General features: G+C 31.0%; 20 protein-coding genes and 1 other RNA gene. 11 read left to right on the top strand and 10 right to left on the bottom strand.

Translation table 11 applies throughout. The annotated features are described in order from the left end of the window. Positions 1 to 5 precede the first annotated feature (5 nt). The 6 genes from B4A23_RS13465 to B4A23_RS13490 are packed head-to-tail and all read left to right on the top strand — an operon-like array spanning position 6 to position 6,806. Positions 6 to 1,124, top strand: coding sequence for an EpsG family protein (locus B4A23_RS13465; RefSeq protein ID WP_291120782.1), 1,119 nt, complete (start codon positions 6 to 8; stop codon positions 1,122 to 1,124). Further along, positions 1,115 to 1,861 carry a glycosyltransferase family 2 protein gene (locus B4A23_RS13470; RefSeq protein WP_291120784.1) on the top strand — a complete coding sequence of 249 codons (747 nt, stop codon included), beginning with the start codon at positions 1,115 to 1,117 and terminating at the stop codon, positions 1,859 to 1,861. The genes B4A23_RS13465 and B4A23_RS13470 overlap by 10 nt, the downstream gene beginning before the upstream one ends. Next, complete coding sequence (locus B4A23_RS13475) at positions 1,848 to 2,951, top strand: glycosyltransferase family 4 protein (protein WP_291120786.1); 1,104 nt, start codon at positions 1,848 to 1,850, stop codon at positions 2,949 to 2,951. Before B4A23_RS13470 ends, B4A23_RS13475 begins: the two co-directional genes overlap by 14 nt. Before the next feature lie 2 nt (positions 2,952 to 2,953). Beyond that, positions 2,954 to 3,739: a polysaccharide biosynthesis/export family protein gene (locus B4A23_RS13480; RefSeq protein WP_291120789.1), complete on the top strand. Its 786-nt coding sequence runs from the start codon at positions 2,954 to 2,956 to the stop codon at positions 3,737 to 3,739. Positions 3,740 to 3,741: 2 nt separating this feature from the next. After that, the gene (locus tag B4A23_RS13485; protein ID WP_286486412.1) at positions 3,742 to 6,225 is read left to right on the top strand and encodes a polysaccharide biosynthesis tyrosine autokinase; all 2,484 of its coding nucleotides are present in this window, start codon (positions 3,742 to 3,744) and stop codon (positions 6,223 to 6,225) included. Between the two features lie 5 nt (positions 6,226 to 6,230). Further along, positions 6,231 to 6,806 (top strand): sugar transferase, encoded by a 576-nt coding sequence (locus B4A23_RS13490; protein WP_291120792.1) that lies wholly within the window; start codon positions 6,231 to 6,233, stop codon positions 6,804 to 6,806. 53 nt (positions 6,807 to 6,859) lie between these two features. Here the strand turns inward: B4A23_RS13490 and B4A23_RS13495 are convergent, their stop codons facing one another. The 4 genes from B4A23_RS13495 to glmM all read right to left on the bottom strand — a co-directional run bounded on the left by B4A23_RS13495 (position 6,860) and on the right by glmM (position 12,104). Further along, the gene (locus tag B4A23_RS13495) at positions 6,860 to 8,488 is read right to left on the bottom strand and encodes an acyl-CoA carboxylase subunit beta (RefSeq protein WP_291120793.1); all 1,629 of its coding nucleotides are present in this window, start codon (positions 8,486 to 8,488) and stop codon (positions 6,860 to 6,862) included. 63 nt (positions 8,489 to 8,551) lie between these two features. Then, a complete protein-coding gene (locus B4A23_RS13500; RefSeq protein WP_291120794.1) occupies positions 8,552 to 9,145 on the bottom strand; it encodes an ACP phosphodiesterase in 594 nt (197 codons plus the stop codon). Positions 9,146 to 9,249: 104 nt separating this feature from the next. Continuing rightward, the gene (locus tag B4A23_RS13505; protein ID WP_291120796.1) at positions 9,250 to 10,629 is read right to left on the bottom strand and encodes a tetratricopeptide repeat protein; all 1,380 of its coding nucleotides are present in this window, start codon (positions 10,627 to 10,629) and stop codon (positions 9,250 to 9,252) included. A gap of 92 nt (positions 10,630 to 10,721) precedes the next feature. Beyond that, positions 10,722 to 12,104: a phosphoglucosamine mutase gene (gene glmM / locus B4A23_RS13510; protein WP_180905889.1), complete on the bottom strand. Its 1,383-nt coding sequence runs from the start codon at positions 12,102 to 12,104 to the stop codon at positions 10,722 to 10,724. Between the two features lie 119 nt (positions 12,105 to 12,223). On the opposite strand from glmM, the gene B4A23_RS13515 reads away from it, so the two are divergent. Further along, complete coding sequence (locus B4A23_RS13515; protein ID WP_180905890.1) at positions 12,224 to 12,538, top strand: GlsB/YeaQ/YmgE family stress response membrane protein; 315 nt, start codon at positions 12,224 to 12,226, stop codon at positions 12,536 to 12,538. A gap of 66 nt (positions 12,539 to 12,604) precedes the next feature. On the opposite strand, the gene B4A23_RS13520 is transcribed toward B4A23_RS13515, so the two are convergent. From B4A23_RS13520 to B4A23_RS13540, 5 genes are all read right to left on the bottom strand, one after another. Beyond that, positions 12,605 to 13,171: an acetate uptake transporter gene (locus tag B4A23_RS13520; RefSeq protein ID WP_291120798.1), complete on the bottom strand. Its 567-nt coding sequence runs from the start codon at positions 13,169 to 13,171 to the stop codon at positions 12,605 to 12,607. 213 nt (positions 13,172 to 13,384) lie between these two features. Further along, a complete protein-coding gene (gene yidC, locus B4A23_RS13525) occupies positions 13,385 to 15,229 on the bottom strand; it encodes a membrane protein insertase YidC (RefSeq protein ID WP_291120800.1) in 1,845 nt (614 codons plus the stop codon). Beyond that, a complete protein-coding gene (locus B4A23_RS13530) occupies positions 15,207 to 16,859 on the bottom strand; it encodes a CTP synthase (RefSeq protein WP_221853939.1) in 1,653 nt (550 codons plus the stop codon). Before B4A23_RS13530 ends, yidC begins: the two co-directional genes overlap by 23 nt. Positions 16,860 to 16,940: 81 nt before the next feature. Beyond that, an RNA gene (gene ffs / locus B4A23_RS13535) (signal recognition particle sRNA small type) lies at positions 16,941 to 17,039 on the bottom strand. A 151-nt stretch (positions 17,040 to 17,190) separates the two neighbouring features. Beyond that, positions 17,191 to 18,033, bottom strand: coding sequence for a hypothetical protein (locus B4A23_RS13540; RefSeq protein WP_286512221.1), 843 nt, complete (start codon positions 18,031 to 18,033; stop codon positions 17,191 to 17,193). Between the two features lie 139 nt (positions 18,034 to 18,172). Here B4A23_RS13540 and B4A23_RS13545 point away from each other — a divergent pair, with 139 nt between their 5' ends. Genes B4A23_RS13545 through B4A23_RS13560 form a run of 4 tightly spaced genes read left to right on the top strand, consistent with a single transcriptional unit; the run spans position 18,173 to position 22,155 of the window. Further along, positions 18,173 to 18,742 carry a DUF4199 family protein gene (locus B4A23_RS13545; RefSeq protein ID WP_180905897.1) on the top strand — a complete coding sequence of 190 codons (570 nt, stop codon included), beginning with the start codon at positions 18,173 to 18,175 and terminating at the stop codon, positions 18,740 to 18,742. 3 nt (positions 18,743 to 18,745) lie between these two features. Further along, positions 18,746 to 19,708 carry a glycosyltransferase family 2 protein gene (locus B4A23_RS13550; RefSeq protein ID WP_286500947.1) on the top strand — a complete coding sequence of 321 codons (963 nt, stop codon included), beginning with the start codon at positions 18,746 to 18,748 and terminating at the stop codon, positions 19,706 to 19,708. A gap of 17 nt (positions 19,709 to 19,725) precedes the next feature. Next, entirely contained in the window at positions 19,726 to 20,430 is a 705-nt protein-coding gene (locus tag B4A23_RS13555) for a GIN domain-containing protein (protein ID WP_180905899.1), read from the top strand. A 9-nt stretch (positions 20,431 to 20,439) separates the two neighbouring features. Next, positions 20,440 to 22,155 carry a phospho-sugar mutase gene (locus B4A23_RS13560; RefSeq protein ID WP_291120804.1) on the top strand — a complete coding sequence of 572 codons (1,716 nt, stop codon included), beginning with the start codon at positions 20,440 to 20,442 and terminating at the stop codon, positions 22,153 to 22,155. An 81-nt stretch (positions 22,156 to 22,236) separates the two neighbouring features. Here B4A23_RS13560 and B4A23_RS13565 read toward each other — a convergent pair whose 3' ends face one another. Beyond that, positions 22,237 to 23,334 carry an inorganic phosphate transporter gene (locus B4A23_RS13565; RefSeq protein ID WP_114999000.1) on the bottom strand — a complete coding sequence of 366 codons (1,098 nt, stop codon included), beginning with the start codon at positions 23,332 to 23,334 and terminating at the stop codon, positions 22,237 to 22,239. Between the last annotated feature and the right edge of the window lie 32 nt (positions 23,335 to 23,366).

Raw genomic sequence — 23,366 nt, forward strand, 5'->3', positions numbered from 1 at the left:
CGGTAGTGAGTTTTATTTATTTATTCATATTTGCATTTCTATTTGTCGCATCTTTTTTAGAGTTTTCTAATAAAAAGGTCAGTAAACAATTATATATATTAATTGTTGTGATAATGTGTTTAACTGCTGGATTGGGATACGCATTGAGCCCTGATTGGGTAGCATATTTTGATACTTTTAATGCATTGGCTTATGTAAATTGGTCAGAGTTTGGTCGTTTTGCCTATATGGCAGGTATGGAGAAAGGATATTTAGGCCTGAATAAAATACTTGTTGATTATGGTTTTGATTTTGGGATGCTTACATTAATAGTTGCAACAACTTCTCTTATTCTAAAGACAACAACTTTCTATAAATACGGAGGATTTCCTTTTTTAGTATTATTTATTTATGCGATGCCGAACTTTATGTTCGAAGAGCATGTACATATTAGGCAAGGATTAGCAAATGCAATTGCACTTTATTCTATACGTTATGTAATTGATCGTAACCTAATAAAGTTTTTGATTTGTATTACAATTGGATTTCAATTTCATGAATCTATAATTGTTTTTTTACTTGCTTATTGGATTGCTCCAATGAAGTTTGATGAAAAATTTATAGGCTGGTTAGTTGTGTTTTCAATTATAGGGTTTTATACAGGTTTAAATTCAATTATAGAAATCATTATGGATTTTATGCCAATTGGGCAAGATAAATTTGAGAGTTATCAAAGTCAGTTATATGATCAAGGTGATGGTGTAGCAGTAGGTGATTTTGTGAAGATTATTTCAATTCTTTCAATTATTATTTATAACAAATATGCTGTAGAAGATAAATTATATTGTTATTTCCGTAATCTTTTTGTTTTTGGAGTTTTACTTTATTTCTTTCTAGGTAAAGGAATTTTTGGAATTCGATTACCAGGTTATTACTTAGTTTTTTTGGGATTAACAGTAGGTAGATTAGTATATACTTTTAATGGAGATAAGTTTAAACGAAATTTTATTTACTTAAGTTTCGTTTCTTATACTGTTTTATTGATTTTTTGGTTTCAAGTAAAACAAGCACATAAATCAAATTTTGCTAATTATAAAACAATTTTTAATAAAGAAGCTGTTTACGGGATATGGAAATGGAATTAATATCTATAATAACGCCTTGTTATAATTCGGAAAAGTATATTTCAGAAACATATGATTCAATAAATTCTCAAAGCTATAATAATTGGGAATGGATTATTGTTGATGATTGTTCATCAGATAAATCAGTTGAAATAATTCAATCATTTAATGATAAACGAATAAAATTAGTTATTCAATCTAAAAATCAAGGAGCTGCCTATGCTAGAAATTTAGCATTGAATAAAGCACAAGGTAGATTTATAACATTTCTAGATAGTGACGATTTATGGTTGCCTAATTTTTTAGAAACTACAATTAATTATTTAATAGAGAATAATGAAGAGTTAGTTTATTCAAGTTATAAGCGGGTTGATGAAAATTTAAAACCATTGTTAGCAGATTTTATTGCTGTAGACAAAGTAGATCGAAATCGAATTTTATATAATTGTCCTATTCCGATGTTAACATCTGTATATGATTCAAAACGAATTGGAAAAATACCGGTTCCAGATGTAGAACTTCGAGAAGATCATGCAATGTGGATAGATTTGTTAGGTAAAATAAAATATGCAAGAGCAATCAATGAATCTTTAGCTATTTATAGAATTAGAAACAACTCAGTTTCTCGAAATAAATTACGAATTGCAAAAAAACAATATAATGTTTATAGATACTATTTAAAAATGAATTTTTTTAAATCGTCTTATTACACTTTTTTTTGGGCAATTAATGGAATAAAAAAATATGGAAAACTTTAAATTATTAGACTATTTATATACATTAAATATCTCTCCCTTATATGTCAATATATTTGGAGCATTTTTTTCTGCTTTATTTATTACATTAATATCTATTCCGAAAATTATACGAATATCATATAAAAAACAATTGATGGATGTGCCTGGAGAGAGAAGTTCTCATGAAAATAAAGTGCCAACTTTAGGAGGTGTAGCTTTGTTTTTTGGAATTGTTGTGTCTACTTCGATATTTGCAACCGAATTAGGTGTTAACTATTCTTTCTTTTTATCCGCAATTACAATATTATTTTTTATTGGATTAATGGATGATTTATTAGTTGTAGCTCCTGATAAAAAATTATATGGTCAGATTATAAGTACAATATTAATTATTTTTGGTTCTGGTATAATGATTAAGTCATTTTCAGGGTTATTTGGAATCTACGAAATTCCTTATTTTATTGGAGTTATTTTAACCATTTTTGTATTTATAGTACTAATAAATGCGTTCAATTTAATTGACGGAATTGATGGTTTAGCTGCAGGAATTGGTATAGTAATTAGTTTGTGTTTTGTTTATATATTCTACAGAATATTTGATTATGGAATAGGAATATTAGCTGTTAGTACATTAGCTGTTTTAATAGGTTTTGGAAGGTATAATTTGTCTAAAAAGTTTAAAATATTCATGGGAGATACTGGTTCTATGGTTATAGGATTTATTTTGACTTTTATGGCAATTCGTTTTTTATATATTAGTGAAACGTCAAGTTTAGGATTAAAAACTGGTCCTGTTTTACTTCTTTTTATTTTTGTAATTCCAATAGTAGATACATTATCTGTTTTTACAATTCGAATTCTTAGAAAAAGAAGTCCTTTTTCGGCTGACAAAAACCATCTTCATCACCAGTTTTTAAAATTAGGGTTAACTCATATTCAAACTTCAATAATATTAGTACTTATTAACATTTTTTTTATATTCATTGGGTATTATTTTAGAAATATTGAAATTAATAAACTATTTTTGATCTTTATTGTTTTATCAATTAGTTTTGTTGTCTCTTTACGATATGCTGTAATATTAAAAAAGAATAAAAAAATATCATTATAAAAATGCTTAACTTAAAATCAACTTTAACCAAAACTTTTATTTTGTTGATAATCATGAATTTGTTTTCATGTATATCTTTAAAAGATGTTCAACTAATTCAGCCAGATACTAATTTAAAATTAGATGCAAATGGTAAGATTTCTTTTGAAAAACCTGAATATCATATTCAAAAAAATGATCAAATTTTAATTAATATTTCGTCTGCTGCAGGAGCTTCTATGGGAATTCTTAGTGATTTTATTACTTCAGGTAATAATACTCAAGGAGGAAATGGAGTGTATGTAAGACAAGACGGAGCAATTGAGTTACCTCGTATTGGGAAAATAAAATTAGAAGGTCTTACTATTGAACAAGCTCGAAAGAAAGTTCAAGATGAGTTCTATAAAATCTATGATGAAAAGGGAACTTTTATCGATGTAAATTTAGCGGGAATAGAATATACTATTGTAGGAGAAGCAAGTCAAGGAGTTTTTAGAGCGCCTAAAAAGAATATAACGTTACTAGATGCTTTTGCCCAATCAGGAACGAATAATATCTATGCTGATTTAAAAAATGTTCGAATTATTAGAACAGATTTAGATGGGACAAAGCAGGTATATGTCGATTTAACAAAAGAATCTATTATGAATTCTGAGTATTATTGGATTCAGAATAATGATATTATTGTTGTTAATCCTCGTAAAGAAAAAGTATGGGGTGTAGGACTAAATCCTCTTACTGTTGTTACTACTGTAATGGGAGCAATTGCAACAATTTTAGGAGTTTATTTATTCTTTGATAAAATATAATAATGGCAGATACAACAATTAATCAAAAAGTTAAGAAAAAACAATCTGACTTTATTGATGTAGAAAGGCTTATACCAAGATTATTGAATGCTTGGCCATTATATATAATTTCGATGCTAATAGCATTGGCGGTGGCATATTATCTTAATAATTGGAAGCTGAACAAAATTTATACAGCAAATACAACATTTAAAATTAAAGATAATAGTTCTGCTAATAATTCATTAGCCTCTAATTCTATTAACTTTATTTGGGGAGGAAATGCAAATAAAATTGATGGGTTAACGTATACATTAACTTCTCGTATTCATAATGAGAAAGTTGTAAAAAGAGCAGAATCTTATATATTCTATACAGAAGAAGGACGTTTAAAAAAATCTAATATATATAAATTAGATGCTCCTTTTCATGTTCATATTGATACATTACATCAACAAGTTGCATATGTTGATGTAAAAGTAAAACCTAAAGATCATAACTCTTTTTATTTTGAAGTTGAGAACAAAAATGGTTCTTTATATCAGTTTACTAAAGATAGTATTATAAAGTCTGACGAGTTGAATTTACCTAAGATTGGTTATTATAATCAATGGATGGTAGGTAAAAACTATAAAATCATGTTGACTCGTTCAAATGTACCATTTTCTGAAAGCTCAATATCATTTAAATTAGTCACAATCAAAGATGCAACAGGAAGAGCTGTACAGAATTTTAGTGTTACAAATCCATCTAAAATTTCAAGTATAATAGCTGTTTCAAAAAATGCTGAAAGTTTGAATGAAGCAGTTGATATTTTAAACAATTCAATTCAAGTTTTAATTGAAAATGAATTAGCAGAAAGAAATTTATCAGCCTACCAAACACGTAAATATTTACAAGAACGAATTGCAGCTGTAAAGCTTAAGCTAGATAGTGCAACAAACAATTTACAAGAGCTACAGAAGAAAACAGGAGTTTATAATTTCGACACAAAGAAAGGCGAGCTTTTAAGTAAACTTACAGAATTAGATAAAGAACGCGTAACTGTAGAAGAGAAAATCAATGCATTACATCGTTTAATGCCTAAAAAATCGAGTAGTGTTGATAATTTAATCGCGCTTAATATTGCTGGTCTTGATGTGTCTTATTACATGACGAATGTAGATCAATTAGAAGGTCTTGAGAATCAGCGCGAGCAAATGTTAAAAGTTTATAAAGCGAACACTGATGAGATTAGAGAAATTGATCGTCGATTAGCTAAAACAAGAAATAATATTTCGAATGTAGTTAATGCACATTTACAAAAGTTGAATACAGATCTATCCATGATTAATGCTAAGTTAACGGAATCTGAATTCAAAGCGAAAGATTTACCTTATGAAGAAATTGAATTTGTTGAAGCAAATCGTGGATTTGAATTGAATAGTACATTGTATTCAACTTTAATTAATCAATTAAATACAACTGATTTATCTTTAGCATCTATCGTATCTGATATCACAATTATTGATCCAGCTAAAAATCAAGGACAAGGTTCTATTTATCCAAATCCGCAGCGTAATTATTTAATAGCTTTGGGAATTGGTTTATTAATTCCTTTGATTTATGTAGTGATTAAAGAATTATTAGATTTCAAAGTTCGAGTATTAAAAGATATTACAAGTCGTACGAATATTCCAATTATTGGTTTAGTTGGTCCTTTGGGAGATAATTCACCTTTAGTTGTAATCAATAATCCAAAATCAGGAATTTCAGAATCGTTTAGATCAATTCGTTCTAATCTAAAATATTTATATAAGAATCCAGGACTTGAAGAACATAATAAAACGATTTTAGTAACTTCATTTATTGGAGGTGAGGGAAAAACTTTCAACGCGATGAATATTGCGAGTTCAATCGGTTCTATGGATAAGAAAACGGTTCTGATTGGATTAGATTTACGTAAACCAAAAATCTTTGATGATTTTAACATCAATAATAAGACAGGTGTTACAGACTATGTTGCGGGTGATTTAGAGTTAAATCAAATTACGCAACGTACAATTTTACCAAATTTAGATATTATTACAGCAGGTCCAATTCCTCCAAATCCTTCAGAGTTGATTTTAAGTAAACGAATGGATCAATTATTTACTGAATTGAAAGAGAAATATGAATTTGTAATTATAGATTCACCACCGATTGGTTTGGTAACAGATTCGTACGATTTGATGCGTTATGCAGATTGTACATTGTATGTAACTCGCTACAATTATTCGGAGAAAAACTTTATCAATGCGATTTCTAATAAATATGATGAAGGTGAGGTTTCGAATGTAGGAATTATATTCAACGATTTCCAAATTAAAACTGGCTACGGTTACGGATATGGTTACGGTTACGGATATGGTTACGGATATGGTTACGGTTACGGCTACGGATATTTTGCGGGAGATGAGAATTTTGATAATTCATCATTCGGAAAAATAAAACGTTTAGCTTCTCGAATTAAAGGTAAATTCTTTTAATTGAAATGATCTTAAAGAACATATTTGATTATATACTTGCATTAATCCTACTAATATTTTTAGTGGGATTAATTGTTTTGTTAATTATCATAAGTTCTATTGATACCAACCAATTTGGTGTTTTTACACAAAAAAGAGTAGGGAAGAATGGAAATTTTTTCAATATTTATAAAATCAGAACAATAAAAGGAATTTCTAAATCGACAATAACAACTGATCAACATCAAATTACCAAAATTGGAAAGATTCTTCGAGATTATAAATTAGATGAATTACCTCAATTGTTCAATATTCTAAAAGGAGAAATGAGTTTTGTTGGTCCTCGTCCAGATGTTGCTGGTTATGCAGATAAATTGGTTGGAGAGGATAGATTGATGTTGAAAGTTAAACCTGGAATTACTGGTCCTGCTCAATTAAAATATCGTAAAGAAGAAGAAATTTTATCCAATGTAAATGATCCAATCCAATATAATGATGAAATTCTTTGGCCAGATAAAGTCAAAATTAATGTAGAATATGTAAAGAATTGGAGTTTTCAACAAGATTTGATTTACATGTTTCAAACAATATTCAAAAAATAAAAGAGAATCCAATTTTAGGATTCTCTTCTATTTTTAAAAATATTTTCGTTTTTCTAAACTTGGATAACACCTAAATTAAATTGTTTTTCAATCGGAGCATGATTTGCTGCTTCAATACCCATCGAAATCCATTTACGCGTATCTAAAGGATCAATAATTCCATCTGTCCACAAACGTGCCGCAGCATAATAAGGACTTGTTTCATCATTGTATTTTGCTGTAATTTCGTTCAAAAGTTCTTGCTTTTTCACTTCATCAACTTCTACACCTTGCGCTTTCAAAGTCGCTTCTTTTATTTGTAACAAAACTTTCGCCGCTTGCTCGCCTCCCATAACTGCCAATTGAGCCGAAGGCCAAGCCGCAATTAATCTTGGATCATACGCTTTTCCACACATAGCATAGTTTCCTGCACCATAAGAATTACCAACTATGATTGTGAATTTTGGAACAACAGAATTAGAAACTGCATTCACCATTTTCGCACCATCTTTGATAATACCACCATGTTCAGATTTAGATCCAACCATAAAACCAGTTACATCTTGCAAGAAAACTAACGGAATTTTCTTTTGGTTACAATTTGCAATAAAACGAGTTGCTTTATCCGCAGAATCTGAATAAATCACGCCACCAAACTGCATCCCATCTTTTTTAGACTTCACAATTTTACGTTGATTAGCCACAATTCCAACCGCCCAACCATCAATTCGCGCATACGTACAGATGATTGATTTTCCATAATCAGGTTTATATTCGTCCAATTCTGAGTTATCAACAATTCTGTTAATAATCTCATACATATCGTACTGCTCAGCACGAGATTCAGGTAAAATACCATAGATTTCATTCTCATCTAAAGCAGGTTTAGCTGCTTCAATTCGATTAAATCCAGATTTTTCATAATCACCAATTTTACCAACGATAGATTTTATTCTATCCAAAGCATCTTTATCATCTTTTGCCTTATAATCAGTCACACCAGAGATTTCGCAATGTGTTGTTGCTCCTCCTAAAGTTTCGTTGTCAATATCTTCTCCAATAGCTGCTTTTACCAAATAACTTCCAGCCAAGAAAATAGAACCTGTTTTGTCTACAATCATCGCTTCGTCGCTCATAATTGGTAAATATGCTCCACCAGCAACACAACTTCCCATCACAGCAGAAATTTGAGTAATTCCCATTGATGACATAATTGCATTATTGCGGAAAATTCGACCAAACATTTCTTTATCAGGAAAAATCTCATCTTGCATTGGTAAATAAACACCTGCGCTGTCTACCAAATAAATAATTGGCAATTTATTTTCCATCGCAATTTCTTGCGCACGCAAATTCTTTTTACCTGTAATTGGGAACCAAGCACCAGCCTTTACAGTTGCATCATTCGCAACAACAATACACTGTTTGCCAGAAATGTAACCAATTTTCACAACAACACCTCCCGAAGGACATCCGCCGTGTTCTTTGTACATTTCATCGCCTGTTAAAGCACCAATCTCTATGTTCGGTTTTTTTTCGTCTAAAAGATAATCAATACGTTCCCTTGCAGACATTTTTCCTTTGCTATGCAACGCATCAATTCTTTTTTGACCTCCGCCAAGGTAAACTTGTTTCAGTTTTTGGCGTAGTTTAGAAAGTAATAATTTGTTATGATCCTCTCTTTTATTAAAAGTTAAATCCATTGTGGTTTTCTGTTTGTTTACAGCCCTAAACTAATGAATTTTATCGAATTCTTAAAATGAAATTTAGACTTGAGAATCAACGAATACAAAGTTCTTGCAATGCGTTTGGATTTGAGGAAAAAATGACAGAAAATCAGTTTCTAGATTCGCATAATTTTTTTCAAATTCGGGAATGATTTGATGTAAATTATTCTCGAATTTTGCTCGACTTCCGATTCCTTTTAATGTTTTTTGAACGCCTTCTATGGTCGAATAATTCTCGAACCAATCATATTTTAGCAAATAAAAAATGGTTTCTTGTAGTTTTTTTGGAAGCGAATTGTATTCATCCTTAAATAATTGATAACAATCTGTTTTAAATTTTTCGAAAGGAGTTTCAGAATAATTATTCCAATGTTTAATCAAAAAATAATCATAAATCACATCAATAATAATTGGTGCAAATTTGTGCTGTGTTTCGTGAAAATAACTTGAACTTTTCTTCACCGTTTCGTGAGAATCTGTAAATGTATCAATCGAACGATGCAATAAAATCCCTTTCTGAATTTCTTCTGGAAAATCTAAATATTGTTTTCCTTTAACAATTTCTCCAAGCAGATTTCCAATCTGAAGTGATTGATTTCCGAAGGATAAATATTGATGTGCGACAAAGTTCATAAGGCTTGTTTAGTTTCATAAAGTTAAGTTTTTTTGTACAAACCTGTGTTATTTTACTGTGAAGAAAAAAAGCCATCTAAAAAGATGGCTTACGAATTATATTTTTATTCGTTGTTTCCAGAAATTTGATTGATTTTTTCTTCTAAAATCGGATAGTATTCAATCATTGAATTTTTTAAATCTCGATCCAAACTTAATGCATTTTGCAACGCTTCATTTCCTAATTGATCTTGATCGGTGATATAATAAACATTGCTTAATTGATAGAAAAATTCGGCACGATTAAAATTCTTCAAAGCGCCTGTTAATAAGACTGCAATGGCTTGTTCGTATTCTCCAACGGCAATCAAAGTTTCGGCGTAAGCAAACCAAGTATTGAATACTAAAGGTTTCATTTCAACAAGTTTTGAAAGGTTTTTTATAGCTTCCTCAAACTTCATTTGTTTCAGAAAATAGTAAGTTGAATCTGTATAATATTCGTAACTATCGCCATTTAATTCTATTGCACGCTGAATGTAATATTCGGCTTCTTCAATATTTTCTAATTTGTTATAAAGCGAAGCTGCTTTTGCCCAAACTTTATCCAATTGTGGATCTTCTTTTATTGCAATATGATAAGCTTTCAATGCTTTTTGTGGTTTCTCTAACTTTTCGTACAATTCACCAATTTTCATATGCGTAACAGCGGGCGAATCATCAAATTCTAATGTTTCTTCTAGTGTTTCTATTGCTTTGTTGTATTCTCCTAATTCCTCCAATGAAACTGCTTTGTTAGCATGACCAACAATAGAGTTAGGATTAATCGCGAGCACGTAATCTAACGCATTTATAGCTTCGTCATACATTTTTTTGTGATTGTACAACAAACCAAGTTGCAACCAAGAAACTTCTGAATATGGATTGTCGTCAATAAAATCTTTTAAAAATTCGATGCATTCATCAGGATTATGAATTTCTTCGTAGCATTGAATAATAGAGTAGAAAGTATAATCGTTTTCTGGATTGAATTTCAATGCTTTTCTGAAAGCAATCAACGCAGAATGAACTTCATCTAAATTCAAATATTCATTTCCGATACAATTGCAAATAAAATCTGTTTCTTCGTCGTCTATTTGCAAAGCTTCTTCATAAAAACTTATCGCTTTTCGGGGCATATTTTTCATTCCCCAAAATCGCGCTTGTACAAGAAGGTAATCTAATTCGTTTGCAGCTAAATCTTTTAAATCTTTGATGAGTTTTGCAGCTTTTTTTAAATCCTCAATTGTAAGAAAATATTCAATTCTTTTGATTTTGATATCTATATTCTCGGGATGCATTTTTTCTGCAAAATCTAGCGCACGTTTTGTGTATTCGCTATCATTTACTTCAATATAGAATTCAAGAATTTCGACCAAATCCTCCGAATCGTAATACTTATATTCACGATTGTCAAGCATTTGCTCAAAACCTTCAATTAGCTCGTTATTAAAAAAATCTTCGTCCATAGTATCAGACTAATTTACAAAATAAAATGTGCAAAAATCATAACGAATTGTTAGAGTTTTGCACATTTGTTAAACAATTAAAATAGATTGTTTTAGATAATATTTTTGATGCTTTCGATCATTTTATCAGCTAATTTATTTGCATTTTCTTCTGAAGTACTTTCAGTATAAATACGAATAATTGGCTCTGTGTTTGACTTTCTTAAATGAACCCATTCTGTAGGGAAATCAATTTTAACTCCATCAACAGTATTGATTTCTTCGTTTTTGTAAACTTCTTGAATTTTCACTAACAATTCGTCAACATTGATTTCTGGTGTTAATTCGATTTTCTTTTTCGCCATAAAATAAGCAGGATAAGAAGCTCTAATTTCAGAAACTGATTTATCTTGTTCAGCTAAATATGTCAAGAATAAAGCAATTCCTACTAAAGAATCCCGTCCGTAGTGCAATTCTGGATAAATAATGCCTCCGTTTCCTTCTCCACCAATTTTAGCGTCAACGTTTTTCATTTCAACTACAACATTCACTTCTCCAACTGCTGATGGTGAATATTTTTGACCATATTTTTCAGAAATATCACGTAAAGCACGAGAAGATGATAAGTTAGAAACTGTTGCTGAAGGTGTTTTTGATAATACATAATCTGCGACTGCAACTAAAGTGTATTCTTCTCCAAACATTTCACCTTTTTCGTCGATAATTGCTAAACGGTCAACATCTGGATCTACCACAATTCCGAAATCAGCTTGTTCGTCGATTACTTTTTTACAAATATCACCTAAATGTTCTTTTAAAGGCTCTGGATTATGTGGGAAATGCCCGTTTGGCTCACAATACATATCGTAATGAATCACACCTAAACGTTGTAACAACTTAGGAATTGCAATTCCTCCAGTTGAATTTACCGCATCAATTGCAACTTTGAAATTTTTCTCTTGAATCGCTTTTGCATTTACTAATGGCAAAGCCAAAATTTTCTCGATATGTAAATCAATTGCATCATCAAAAGTTTCATAAGAACCTAAATCATCAACTTCTGCAAAAGTATAATCATCTTTATCTGCGAAAGCTAAAATTTGTGCACCGTCTGCAGCAGAAACAAATTCTCCTTTTGCATTCAATAATTTCAACGCATTCCATTCTTTTGGATTGTGAGAAGCAGTTAAAATAATTCCTCCATCTGCATGTAAATGTGTCACCATAACTTCTACAGTTGGCGTTGTAGATAAACCTAAATCGACAACATTAATTCCTAATCCTTGTAAAGTTGAACAAACTAATTGAGAAACCATTTGTCCAGAAATTCGAGCATCACGCCCTACAATTACTTTATATTCTGATTGATTTGATTGATTCTTAAGCCAAGTTCCATAAGCAGCTGCGAATTTAACAGCGTCTATAGGAGTTAAATTATCTCCCGGTTTTCCTCCGATTGTTCCACGAAAACCTGAAATAGATTTGATTAGAGACATAAATTTTATTTTATAGTGTTACAAATTTACAAATTACAAAAACTTTTCTTATCTTTTTGGAACGATTTTAGTTAAGATTTACTTAACAATTTTTAAAACCATAAAAAATAGTATTAATTATGATGACAACTTCATTTATTATGTTAGGTATTACCGGAGTTTGGAGCTTTTTGGTATACTTAGTGTTCGGTTTAATTTGTGCTGGAATTGCTAAAGCAATAATGCCAGGTAAAGATCCGGGAGGATTTTGGGTAACTGCACTTATAGGTATTGTTGGTGCGTATTTAGGAGCTTATATGCGTACAATTTTAGGAATTTCTCATGATGGAGAAGTAAGTTTTTTCAGTCCATTGGATTGGATTTTTTCAATCTTAGGATCATTAATTTTATTATTTATCTGGAAAAAATTATTAGCTCCAATGTTTAATAAATAATTCATTACAATTATAAAAAAAATCCTTTATCAGTCTCTGATAAAGGATTTTTTTTATTCATACTATTTATAAAGGAAGAATGTTTTTTTCGTATTTCTGATTAATCATAATTGCAGAAGCTTCGTAAAAAGCAATAAATCCGCAGATGATTCCTGTCCAACCAGCAAAATGTAAAATGCTTTGACTACCTGTAAAGTTACCTGCTGACAATAAAAAGAATAATAAGGTTAATGAACCAAATAATAATTTTCCTACTAAATTGCCTTTTAAGGTTTGTAAAAAGTTGATTAATGTAAATATTCCCCACATTCCTAAATAACATCCCATCGCATTTCCGTCTGGTTTTTCTACATCAAACATCGGTGCTAACCATGTAAATACAAGTGTTAACCAAAAAGCGCCATAAGACATGAATGCAATACTACCAAAGTTGTTTCCTTTTTTCCATTCCATAACGCCAGCTACAAATTGTGCTCCACCTCCAAAGAAAACACCCATTCCCATAATCATACTATTAACAGGGAAAAAACCTGCATTGTGTATGTTTAATAAAACAGTTGTCATTGCAAAACCAAATAATCCTAAAGGTCCAGGATTTGCTGTTTGGTCTTTAATTGAGTAAATATTATTCATGTTATTTATTATTTTGAGACAATAATAATCTGAAAATAATAAATAAAAAAGAATTTATTCATAAAAAGTGTATAACGTACACTATAAAAGTATTTTTAAGTGAATAAAATATTGGTATGTAATAAATTGAATACTTAAATTTTTTACTGTCTTAAATAAATAAAAAATCCGTTAATTATTATTAACGGATTTTGAATTTGAAATATAATGTGATTATTTCTTTTTGTTCTTTTTTTGTTGCTCTTGCATTTCTTGTGCTTGTTGCATCATTTCTTGCATTTTCGAAGCAAATTTACCTGTCTTTTTAGGTTTTGTTTTATTTGTTTCGATGATTTGATGAATCTTCGCTTCGTGAATCATATATTTCTTAATATATAACACGATGAAAATATTAATCGCATTGGATACTAAATAATACCAAGATAGACCAGAAGCATAATTGTTAAGGAATACAAAGAAGAAAACTGGCATTACATACATCATGTATTTCATGAATTGCATGTTTGGCATTCCTTCTTGTTGTGGCATTTGGAAGTTATCCATAGATCCAGAAACTTTAAAATAAATCATCATTGCAACAATGTATAATAAAGCGAATACACTTAAGTGACCATTAAGGAATGGAACCCATTCTGGTAATTTGATTAGATCATCGAATGCTGTTAAATCGTCTACGAACCAGAAAGGAACACCTCTCAAGTCGATTAAGTTCGGGAAGAAACGGAATAACGCATAGAAAATAGGAATTTGTAATAATGCTGGTAAACATCCTGCTAATGGATTGATTCCTGCATTACGATAAATTGCCATTGTTTCTTGTTGCTTCTTCATCGCATCTTTCGGATCCTTGTATTTTTCGTTAATTTCATTCAACTCTGGACGAACAACCTTCATCAATGCAGATTGACGGTATTGTTTGTACATAATAGGAGATAAAATCAATTTTACAACGATTGTCATCAAGAAGATTACCCATCCGTAAGTGATTCCTACAGAAGCTAACCATTTGAAAACGTTCAAGAAGAAATATTTATTCAACCAACCAAATAATCCCCAACCAAAGTCAATTAAGTTTTGAAATCCTTTGTCGTTGTAATCTTTCAACATTTTATAATCCAATGGAATAAAATCCCATGTGAATTTAGAATTGATTTCACTATTTTTCAACTCTAATTTAGAGTTTAAGTGATAGTGTTTACTATAAGTTAAATCCTCTTTATCAGAGTTTTTAGAACCACCTTTTGTTGTTTTAAACCCTTCATCATTTGATAAAACTGTTGCGAAGAATTGTTGTTTGTTGGCTACCCAAGAAATAGCTTCCTCTTCTTCCCATTCGTCAGAACCAAATAATTCGTATTCGATGTCTTTGTTTCCTTTGAACTGAAAATAAGTATGTGACCAATATTTTTCTTGATCTTTTCCTTTTTCAGTACTGAAACCATCCATTGTCCACGCTAAATCTACATTTTTCTCAGAAGTGATGTTAGATAAACCTTGCGTTTTAACTTCGAAATCGATACCATAAGAATCTCCTAATGTATAGATGTATTGAATTTGACTATTTTGAGCATTCGCTGTAAACGTCACAATTGTATTGTTCGCATTTTTCTGTACTTGAGGTACAAATACTAAATCCGAAACATTAAGAACAGCTCCTTGTTTTGTTTTGAATGATAAGTTGAACTTACTTGATCCATCTTTTATAAAATGTAAAGGATCTTTGTGTCCATCTTTTTTGTCATTGTAAGCTGTATATCCAACGATTTGTACGTCAGAAATTTGAGCTCCTTTTGGCGAAAAAGTAACTTTTAATTTATCATTACTAACTTCAACATCTTTTGCTAATGTAGGATCTACAGTTTGAAAAGCTTGTGTTGTAGCTGTTTTATTTAATTGTTCCTGTTTTTTCGCTTGCTCTTGCTTTTGAACTAATTCTTTTTTCTGTGCTTCGACCTCCGCTTCCGAAGGCTTGTTTAGAAAATAGAATACGCCAAAAAGAATTGCAATTAAAATAAAACCAATCGTTTGGTTAAAATCAAATTTTTTCTCTTGTTGCATTTAATAAATCATTTTGTTTATTCAATAAAGAAGCTTCGATAAAACTTATAAATAAAGGATGTGGCGAAGCAACTGTACTTTTATATTCCGGATGGAATTGTACACCTATATAATATGGGTGTTGATTATGTTCTAAAATTTCTACTAATTCTGTTTCAGGATTTTTACCAACTGGAATAAAATTGTTTTCAACAAATTCATCATAAAAATCATTGTTGAATTCATATCTATGACGATGACGTTCTAAGATTTCGGTTGTGTTGTAAATTTTCTCAATTTTTGAATTTGGAGTTAATTCACATTTCCAATTTCCTAAACGCATTGTTCCTCCTTTGTCCGAAACATCTTTTTGATCTTCCATTAAACTGATAACAGGATAAGGCGTTGTTAAATCCATTTCTGCTGAATCTGCTTTCTCGTAACCCAAAACGTTACGCGCAAATTCGATTGCCATAATTTGCATTCCTAAACAAATTCCTAATGTTGGAATATTATTTCTTCGTGCATAATTTGCAGCAATTATTTTACCTAAAATACCACGATCTCCAAAACCTGGCGCGATCAAAATTCCCGAAACTCCTTTCAATTGCTCTCCAACATTGTCTTCTGTAATATCGCCAGAATACACCCAACGAACTTTTACATTAGTTTCGCATGTTGCTGCAGCATGTGTAAATGCCTCTGTAATTGATTTATAAGAATCGTGTAACGAAACGTATTTACCAACTAAAGCAATTTCGATTTCGTTTTTAGGATTTTTATGATTTGACAAGAATTTGTTCCAAACTGTAAAATCTGGTTCTTGATCAGTTGGCAAATCTAAGCCTTTTAAAACAACTTCGTCAAAATTTTGTTCATGTAATAAGAATGGGACCTCATAAATTGTGTCTGCATCCATACTTTCGATTACATTTTCTTTGCGAACATTACAGAATAAAGCCAATTTAGCTTTTACATCTTTTGGTAAATGACGCTCTGTACGTGTAACTAAAACATTGGCATGAATACCATTTTCCATTAATGTACGAACAGAATGTTGAGTAGGTTTTGTTTTTAATTCACCCGCAGCAGCTAAATAAGGGACTAATGTTAAGTGAATAACAGAAGAATTATGTTCTCCTAATTCCCAAGTTAACTGACGTATAGATTCGATATAAGGTAAAGACTCAATATCTCCAACCGTACCTCCAATTTCAGTAATGATGATATCATAATCACCTGTATTACCTAATAATTTGATACGACGTTTGATTTCGTTTGTGATATGAGGAACAACCTGAACTGTTTTTCCTAAATAATCTCCACGACGTTCTTTTTCTATAACTGTTTGATAAATACGACCTGTAGTAACTGAGTTAGCACGAGATGTTGCGCGGTTCAAGAAACGCTCATAATGTCCTAAATCTAAATCGGTCTCTGCACCGTCTTCCGTAACGTAACATTCTCCATGCTCGTAAGGATTAAGTGTTCCTGGGTCTACATTTATATAGGGATCCAATTTTTGAATTGTTACTCTATATCCTCTTGCTTCTAGTAGCATTCCTAATGATGATGCTACGATTCCTTTTCCTAACGACGATGTTACTCCTCCGGTAACGAAAATGTACTTTGGTGCTTTGTTTGTTTCCATTGAATCTTTAAATCAATGGTTGCAAATTTACGAATAAATAATGGGGTAAAAAAAAGTGGGAGTGAAATTTAGAGAAATAAAAATAGGCAAGCGATCTACATCACACCGCTACGACCGTATACCTTTGCTACGTTCCCGTCCTGGAGGATTCAACAGGAGCTGGTTGTGTAGGACTTGCCTGATGCAAAGGTAAGAAAGTTTTGTAAAAATAAAAGGGTTTTTAGGAAAGTTTTTGAAGTTTATTGAAATGAGAATTACTTCTCATTCATTTTGAAATATTTATAAAATAATTAAAGTGACAAAATTGTCACTTTAATTTAGATTTTTTTATTTAATTATATTCAGTTGTATCTACAGTGTCACAATCGGTGCATTCTTCTTCTTCAGAATAGTGATTGTATTCTCGTAAATCATTTTCTGTATATTGATAGTGTTCTACAAATTGTTTAGATTTTCCATCATAAATAATCACATATTTTGTATCAGGTTCTTTTAAAATTATTCCATCATAGTCAGATTTTACTAATTTTCTTTCTCCAGTATATATTTTTGAACCTTTCTTAAAACTATTAATAATTGGTAAACTGCTATATTCTTTTGTAAATAATAAATCACCATTTGCATTCATAATAACTAATCGAGAAGTTTTGTAATTATTATATTCTGCAATAAAAGCTATGTCTTTATTGTTTCCGACATTGTTTTCTCCAGAAAAATTCCCAAAACAATAAATATTTTTTGCTCTACTTGGAATTTTTGATACAAAAGAAAAACCTTCATCTCCTTTATCATTTTCTGATAAAAATTTTAGAATACCATTTTGATAATTTAGTGGTAAGTTTTTATACTCAGCAATTACGAAAAAACGATTATATGCTCCTGGATATTCTATTTCGTGCTTCTTGTATATATATTCGTCAGGAATTGTTCCTACTTTTTCTTCTTCGTTATCATCCGCAACATAAACTTTTGTATCATTAGATTTGTAGTCTAGGTAAAAATAAGTTCCAACTCCTATCATTACTAAGAAAGATATAATTCCTATGATAATATTTTTTTTCTTCTTCTTTTTAGATGATTCAATATTATGTAATGCAGCATCATTATCAGTATCTGTGATGTTATCTTGATTTTGAGAAGGTGTGTTTTCGTTGGTAGAAGAGTTGTTATTCATAGTGTAAGTTATTTAATAACAATAATAAACAAATTTTGATATTCAAAAAAAAATAAATTTCAAAAAATTGAATTAAATATCCCCTTAAATCATATAAAATAATGTATCATAGAATAAAGGATATAATTATCTTTGCAGAATGGTTAGTTTTAATAAAATTTTCAAAAACTCTTTGGTGCTTACGGCAATTACATTAGCATTGTTTTTCGCACTTTACTTTTATTTTTCGTTAAACGGAACAGTTTCTGTAAAAGATTATTACACTTACAGCTTTATGATTTGCTGTTTTATTGTATTACCTTTATATGCATTATATTGTTTCTTAACAATTTTCAATTTATCGAAAAATAAAGCAAAAAATCATCAAACTTCAGAAGAATTAATGACTTTCAAAGAAGGTTTCAAAGTTGGTTTCTATACAATTTTCTTCGCAGGAATCATGAGTTTGATTGTTATTTTTGTATTCTTCAATACTTACGGAGAATGGGCACAAGATAGTTTGAAACAAGGATTGTTAGATACTTTTACGTCTAATATGTCTGATCCAAAAGTCGCAAAAGATATCGAAACATTTAGAAATTCGGATGATTATAAAACACTTAATTTATTTACTGTGAAAAACTTCTTCGGATTATTCTCAATTTTCTTATCTTTCTACATCGCAATTGCAGCGATGTTTTCACAATTCTTAAAAAAACGTGTTTTTTAACATATGGATATTTCAGTTGTTGTTCCTTTATTGAACGAACAAGATTCCTTAGAGGAATTATTCTACAGAATCAAAAAAGTCTGTGAACAGAATGATTTTACATTCGAAGTTATTTTCGTTGATGACGGAAGTACAGATGATTCGTGGCAAATTATCGAATATATTGCCAACTTCAATACAGAAGTGAAAGGAATTAAATTCCGTAAAAATTATGGTAAATCTCCAGCACTTAGCGCTGCTTTTAAAGAAGTAAAAGGTGATGTTGTGATTACTATGGATGCAGATTTACAAGATTTTCCTGAGGAAATTCCGTCGTTATACAAAATGCTGAAAAACCAAAAAGCGGATATTGTTTCGGGTTGGAAAGAAAATCGTCAAGATAATAAATTGACAAAAAATCTTCCTTCGAAATTATTTAATGGTGTTGCACGCAAAACGTCTGGTGTAAAATTGCACGATTTTAACTGTGGTTTGAAAGCTTATCGTTGGGAAGTAACGCAAAATATTGAACTGTATGGTGATATGCACCGTTATATTCCTGTTTTAGCTAAAAATGCTGGGTATTCGAGAATTATTGAGAAAAAGGTAAAGCATCAAGCACGAAAATATGGTGTTTCAAAATTTGGAGCAAATCGTTTTGTAAATGGTTTCTTGGATTTGATTACACTTTTCTTTGCATCAAGATTCGGGAATAAACCAATGCATATTTTCGGTTTATTGGGAACGTTGATGTTTATTTTAGGATTTTTTGCTTCATTTTATTTAGGAATCGAGAAATTATATAAAGTTTATATTTCGCATACAACAGCCAGATTAATTACAGATAGTCCTTATTTTTATATCTCGTTAGTTTTTATGATTTTGGGAACGCAATTATTTTTGGCGGGATTTTTGGGCGAGTTAATTGTTCGTAATAATCGCGATAAACAATTGTATTTAGTTCAAAAAGAATTGAATTTAAACTAATTAAATAACCAACTACTATGAAAAAAATAATTTTATTAGGATTTTTAGGTTTAGTTGCAACTTCGTGTTCTTCATCAATTGATGGAGAAGGTGCTGCAACGGCTCAAAAAGAATATACAGCTGATAATATCAAAGATTTGAGCGTTTCATGTAATTGTAATGTTATTTTAGTTCCGGGAAATAAATCTGGAGTTAAAGTAGAATCGCATCAAAATATTATTGACAATTTAGAAGTTGAAGCAAAAAATAATGCGGTTACAATCAAAGAAAAATCAAATGTAGACCATTATAGTGCCTATGATTTGTATGTTTATGTGACGCGTGATTTAGAAAAAATCGATGTGAATAAACAAACTTCTTTGACAACTTCTGGAACATTGAATGTCGATAAATTGACAATGAATGCGAAGGATCAAGCAAGAATTAATCAAACTTTTTTGATTACAAACAACTTTGATTTAAAAGCGGAAGATCAATCTAATATCATGTTAGAAGGAACTGCTGGAACTATGAAAGTGAAAGCTTATGGCGAAGCACAATTGAATTTGTTCAAATACGAAGTCAACGAAGCTAATTTCACAACTGATGATAATGCTTTGTTAGATATCAATGCGCGCCAAACGCTTTATGGTTCTGCAAAAGGAAACTCAATCGTTAATTTTATGGGCGATCCAAATAAGGATACAAAAATTGCCGACCGTGCCCAAGTACTAAAAAAATAAAAAATAAGAATGACTTCAAGTTTAGATAATGCTAAATTATGGCTTTCTGACGCTTATGATGCGGAAACAAGAAAGGCTGTTCAAGATTTAATTGATAATAATCCAACCGAATTAGACGATTCTTTTTATAAAAACCTTGAGTTTGGAACAGGAGGAATGCGTGGTATAATGGGAGTTGGAACAAATCGTTTAAACAAATATACACTTGGTGCAGCAACACAAGGTTTAGCAAATTATATCAATCAACAATTTCCGAATAAAGAGAAAAAAGTTGCGATAGCTTACGATGTTCGCCACAATTCGGATACGTTTACAAAAATGGTTGCAGATGTTTTGACTGCGAATGGAATCAATGTTTATTTGTTCGAATCTTTTCGTCCAACGCCAGAATTATCTTTTACAGTTCGTCATTTAGGTTGTGATGCTGGAATTGTGTTGACAGCTTCTCATAATCCTCCAATTTACAATGGTTACAAGGTTTATTGGAATGATGGTGCGCAAATTGTTCCGCCACAAGATGGAGAAATTATTAACGAAGTGAATAATGTAAAAGTCGAAGAAATCAAATTTCAAGGGAACGATACATTGTTGACATATATCGGAAAAGAAATTGATGAAGCTTTTATTGCTGCTTGTGTAGCAAATGGAAGTTTTACGCAAGAAGGTAAAGAAGATATAAAAATTGTTTTCACTTCTATTCACGGAACTGCAGTTGCAATTACGCCAAAAGCTTTTGAAAAAGCTGGTTTTACTCAAGTTCATCAAGTTGCTGAGCAAGCAATTCCAAGTGGAGATTTCCCAACAGTAAAATCGCCAAATCCAGAAGAACCAGAAGCGTTGACTATGGCTGTTGCTTTAGCGAATGAAATTGGTGCTGATGTTGTGATTGGAACTGATCCTGATGCTGATCGTGTAGGTGTTGCAACACGTAACAATGAAGGTGAAATTGTTTTATTAAATGGTAACCAAATGAACACTGTTTTGGCTTATTATTTATTAGAAAAATGGCAAGAAGCAGGTAAGTTAGTTGGAAAAGAATTTATTGGATCGACAATCGTAACGTCTGATATTTTCTATGATATTGCAGCTAAATTTAATGTTGATTGTAAAGTCGGATTAACAGGTTTCAAATGGATTGCTGATATGATTCGTAAATTCGAAGGCAAAGAAAGTTTTGTTGGAGGAGGAGAAGAATCATTCGGATTTATGGTTGGAGATTTTATCCGCGATAAAGATTCTGTTACAACAGCTTTATTGGTTTCTGAAATTGCTGCTGTACAAAAAGCAAACGGAAGTTCATTGTACAATAAATTAATGGAAATCTATCTTGAAATCGGGAAAGCATATCAAGAAGATTTAATTAGTATTGTAAAACCTGGAAAAGAAGGTGCAGAGTTAATTGCTACAATGATGGTGGAATTTAGATCGAATCCTCCAAAAGAATTAGCAGGTTCTAAAGTTGTTCGTGTAAAAGATTTTCAATCTTCTATCGACAAAGATTTGATTTCTGGTGAAGAAAAAGCGATTGAAATACCTAAGTCAAATGTATTGATTTTCTATACAGAGGATGGAAGTAAAGTAGCTTGTCGACCTTCTGGAACAGAACCAAAGATTAAATATTATTTCTCTGTAAATGCTCTACTTTCTAACAAAGAAGATTATCCAGCTGTTCAACAAGCGTTGTTAGCGAAAATCGATTTGTTGAAAGAAGATTTTAGCAAATAATTATTTAGAATAAATATTGAAATAAATAGAAAATGGCTGTCAATTTTGACAGCCATTTTTTTATATGATTAAATCTTAATGTTAGAAAAACATTGAAAATAGATAATAAAATCCTGTTGCAATAAGTGCAGAAACTGGAATTGTCAAAATCCAAGCCCATAATAAACTAATTGTAACTCCCCAACGAACAGCAGAAACTCTTTTTACCATTCCAACACCAATAATAGATCCCGTAATCACGTGCGTTGTAGAAACTGGCATTTTGATATGTTCAGTAAAAAATAATGTAATAGCTGAAGCGGTTTGCGCTGTGAAACCTTCGATAGGAGTAATTTTTGTAATTTTATTTCCCATCGTTTTTAAGATTTTCATTCCGCCACCTAAAGTTCCTAAAGCAATTGCCGAGAAACACATAATCGGAACCCAATCGTGAATATCAGTACTACTTGTTGTGATGAACCAATGTTTCCAGTTGAAAACATCATTCAAAATCCAATCATTCATATCAGTATTAACAATCGCAGTTTGATTGGCAAGTAAAGCAAATGTGATTACTCCCATTACTTTTTGAGAATCATTCAAACCATGACCAATACTCAACATTGCAGAAGAAACCAATTGCAACTTCTTGAACCAAGCATCTGCTTTATGTGGTTTTGCATTTCGACAAAGATTCAGCGTGATGATGTAAATAACATTACCAGCGACTAAACCAATAATTGGCGCGACCAAAATAAAAGCGATAATCGTTAAGATAATTGTACTGTTAATCGCAGAAAAATCATAACCTGTCGCAGCTAATGCACCTCCAGCTAATCCTCCAATCAATGTGTGAGATGAGGAAGAAGGAATTCCTAATTTCCAAGTTAAAATATTCCAAGTAATAGCGGCAGAAAGTGCTGCCATAACAACTACAGATGGATTAGAGCCAAATGCGACAACAACATCTTCTTTGATAATTTTAGCGATTGTGTCTGCAACTCCGAATTCTCCAATGATAAATTTGGCAATGAAAAAAGCAACAAAATTGAAGAATGCAGCCCAAATAACAGCCTGAATTGGAGTTAAAACCTTTGTAGTAACAACGGTTGCAATAGAGTTTGCGGCATCGTGAAAACCATTTAAGAAATCAAATAAAATGGCTAAACCGATAATGATAAATAATACAGTTAATTGCATGGCGCAAATTTAAAACTTTCTTAAACTTATCA

Origin of the sequence: Empedobacter sp. UBA7248 (genome assembly GCF_002472945.1) — a bacterium.
GTDB lineage: Bacteria > Bacteroidota > Bacteroidia > Flavobacteriales > Weeksellaceae > Empedobacter > Empedobacter falsenii_C.

Bases quoted from the DNA above. Each gene is read 5' to 3' on its own strand.
- B4A23_RS13470 (WP_291120784.1), top strand. From the start codon at position 1,115: ATGGAATTAATATCTATAATAACGCCTTGTTATAATTCGGAAAAGTAT.
- B4A23_RS13475 (WP_291120786.1), top strand. From the start codon at position 1,848: ATGGAAAACTTTAAATTATTAGACTATTTATATACATTAAATATCTCT.
- B4A23_RS13480 (WP_291120789.1), top strand. From the start codon at position 2,954: ATGCTTAACTTAAAATCAACTTTAACCAAAACTTTTATTTTGTTGATA.
- B4A23_RS13485 (WP_286486412.1), top strand. From the start codon at position 3,742: ATGGCAGATACAACAATTAATCAAAAAGTTAAGAAAAAACAATCTGAC.
- B4A23_RS13490 (WP_291120792.1), top strand. From the start codon at position 6,231: ATGATCTTAAAGAACATATTTGATTATATACTTGCATTAATCCTACTA.
- B4A23_RS13495 (WP_291120793.1), bottom strand. From the start codon at position 8,488: ATGGATTTAACTTTTAATAAAAGAGAGGATCATAACAAATTATTACTT.
- B4A23_RS13500 (WP_291120794.1), bottom strand. From the start codon at position 9,145: ATGAACTTTGTCGCACATCAATATTTATCCTTCGGAAATCAATCACTT.
- B4A23_RS13505 (WP_291120796.1), bottom strand. From the start codon at position 10,629: ATGGACGAAGATTTTTTTAATAACGAGCTAATTGAAGGTTTTGAGCAA.
- glmM (WP_180905889.1), bottom strand. From the start codon at position 12,104: ATGTCTCTAATCAAATCTATTTCAGGTTTTCGTGGAACAATCGGAGGA.
- B4A23_RS13515 (WP_180905890.1), top strand. From the start codon at position 12,224: ATGATGACAACTTCATTTATTATGTTAGGTATTACCGGAGTTTGGAGC.
- B4A23_RS13520 (WP_291120798.1), bottom strand. From the start codon at position 13,171: ATGAATAATATTTACTCAATTAAAGACCAAACAGCAAATCCTGGACCT.
- yidC (WP_291120800.1), bottom strand. From the start codon at position 15,229: ATGCAACAAGAGAAAAAATTTGATTTTAACCAAACGATTGGTTTTATT.
- B4A23_RS13530 (WP_221853939.1), bottom strand. From the start codon at position 16,859: ATGGAAACAAACAAAGCACCAAAGTACATTTTCGTTACCGGAGGAGTA.
- B4A23_RS13540 (WP_286512221.1), bottom strand. From the start codon at position 18,033: ATGAATAACAACTCTTCTACCAACGAAAACACACCTTCTCAAAATCAA.
- B4A23_RS13545 (WP_180905897.1), top strand. From the start codon at position 18,173: ATGGTTAGTTTTAATAAAATTTTCAAAAACTCTTTGGTGCTTACGGCA.
- B4A23_RS13550 (WP_286500947.1), top strand. From the start codon at position 18,746: ATGGATATTTCAGTTGTTGTTCCTTTATTGAACGAACAAGATTCCTTA.
- B4A23_RS13555 (WP_180905899.1), top strand. From the start codon at position 19,726: ATGAAAAAAATAATTTTATTAGGATTTTTAGGTTTAGTTGCAACTTCG.
- B4A23_RS13560 (WP_291120804.1), top strand. From the start codon at position 20,440: ATGACTTCAAGTTTAGATAATGCTAAATTATGGCTTTCTGACGCTTAT.
- B4A23_RS13565 (WP_114999000.1), bottom strand. From the start codon at position 23,334: ATGCAATTAACTGTATTATTTATCATTATCGGTTTAGCCATTTTATTT.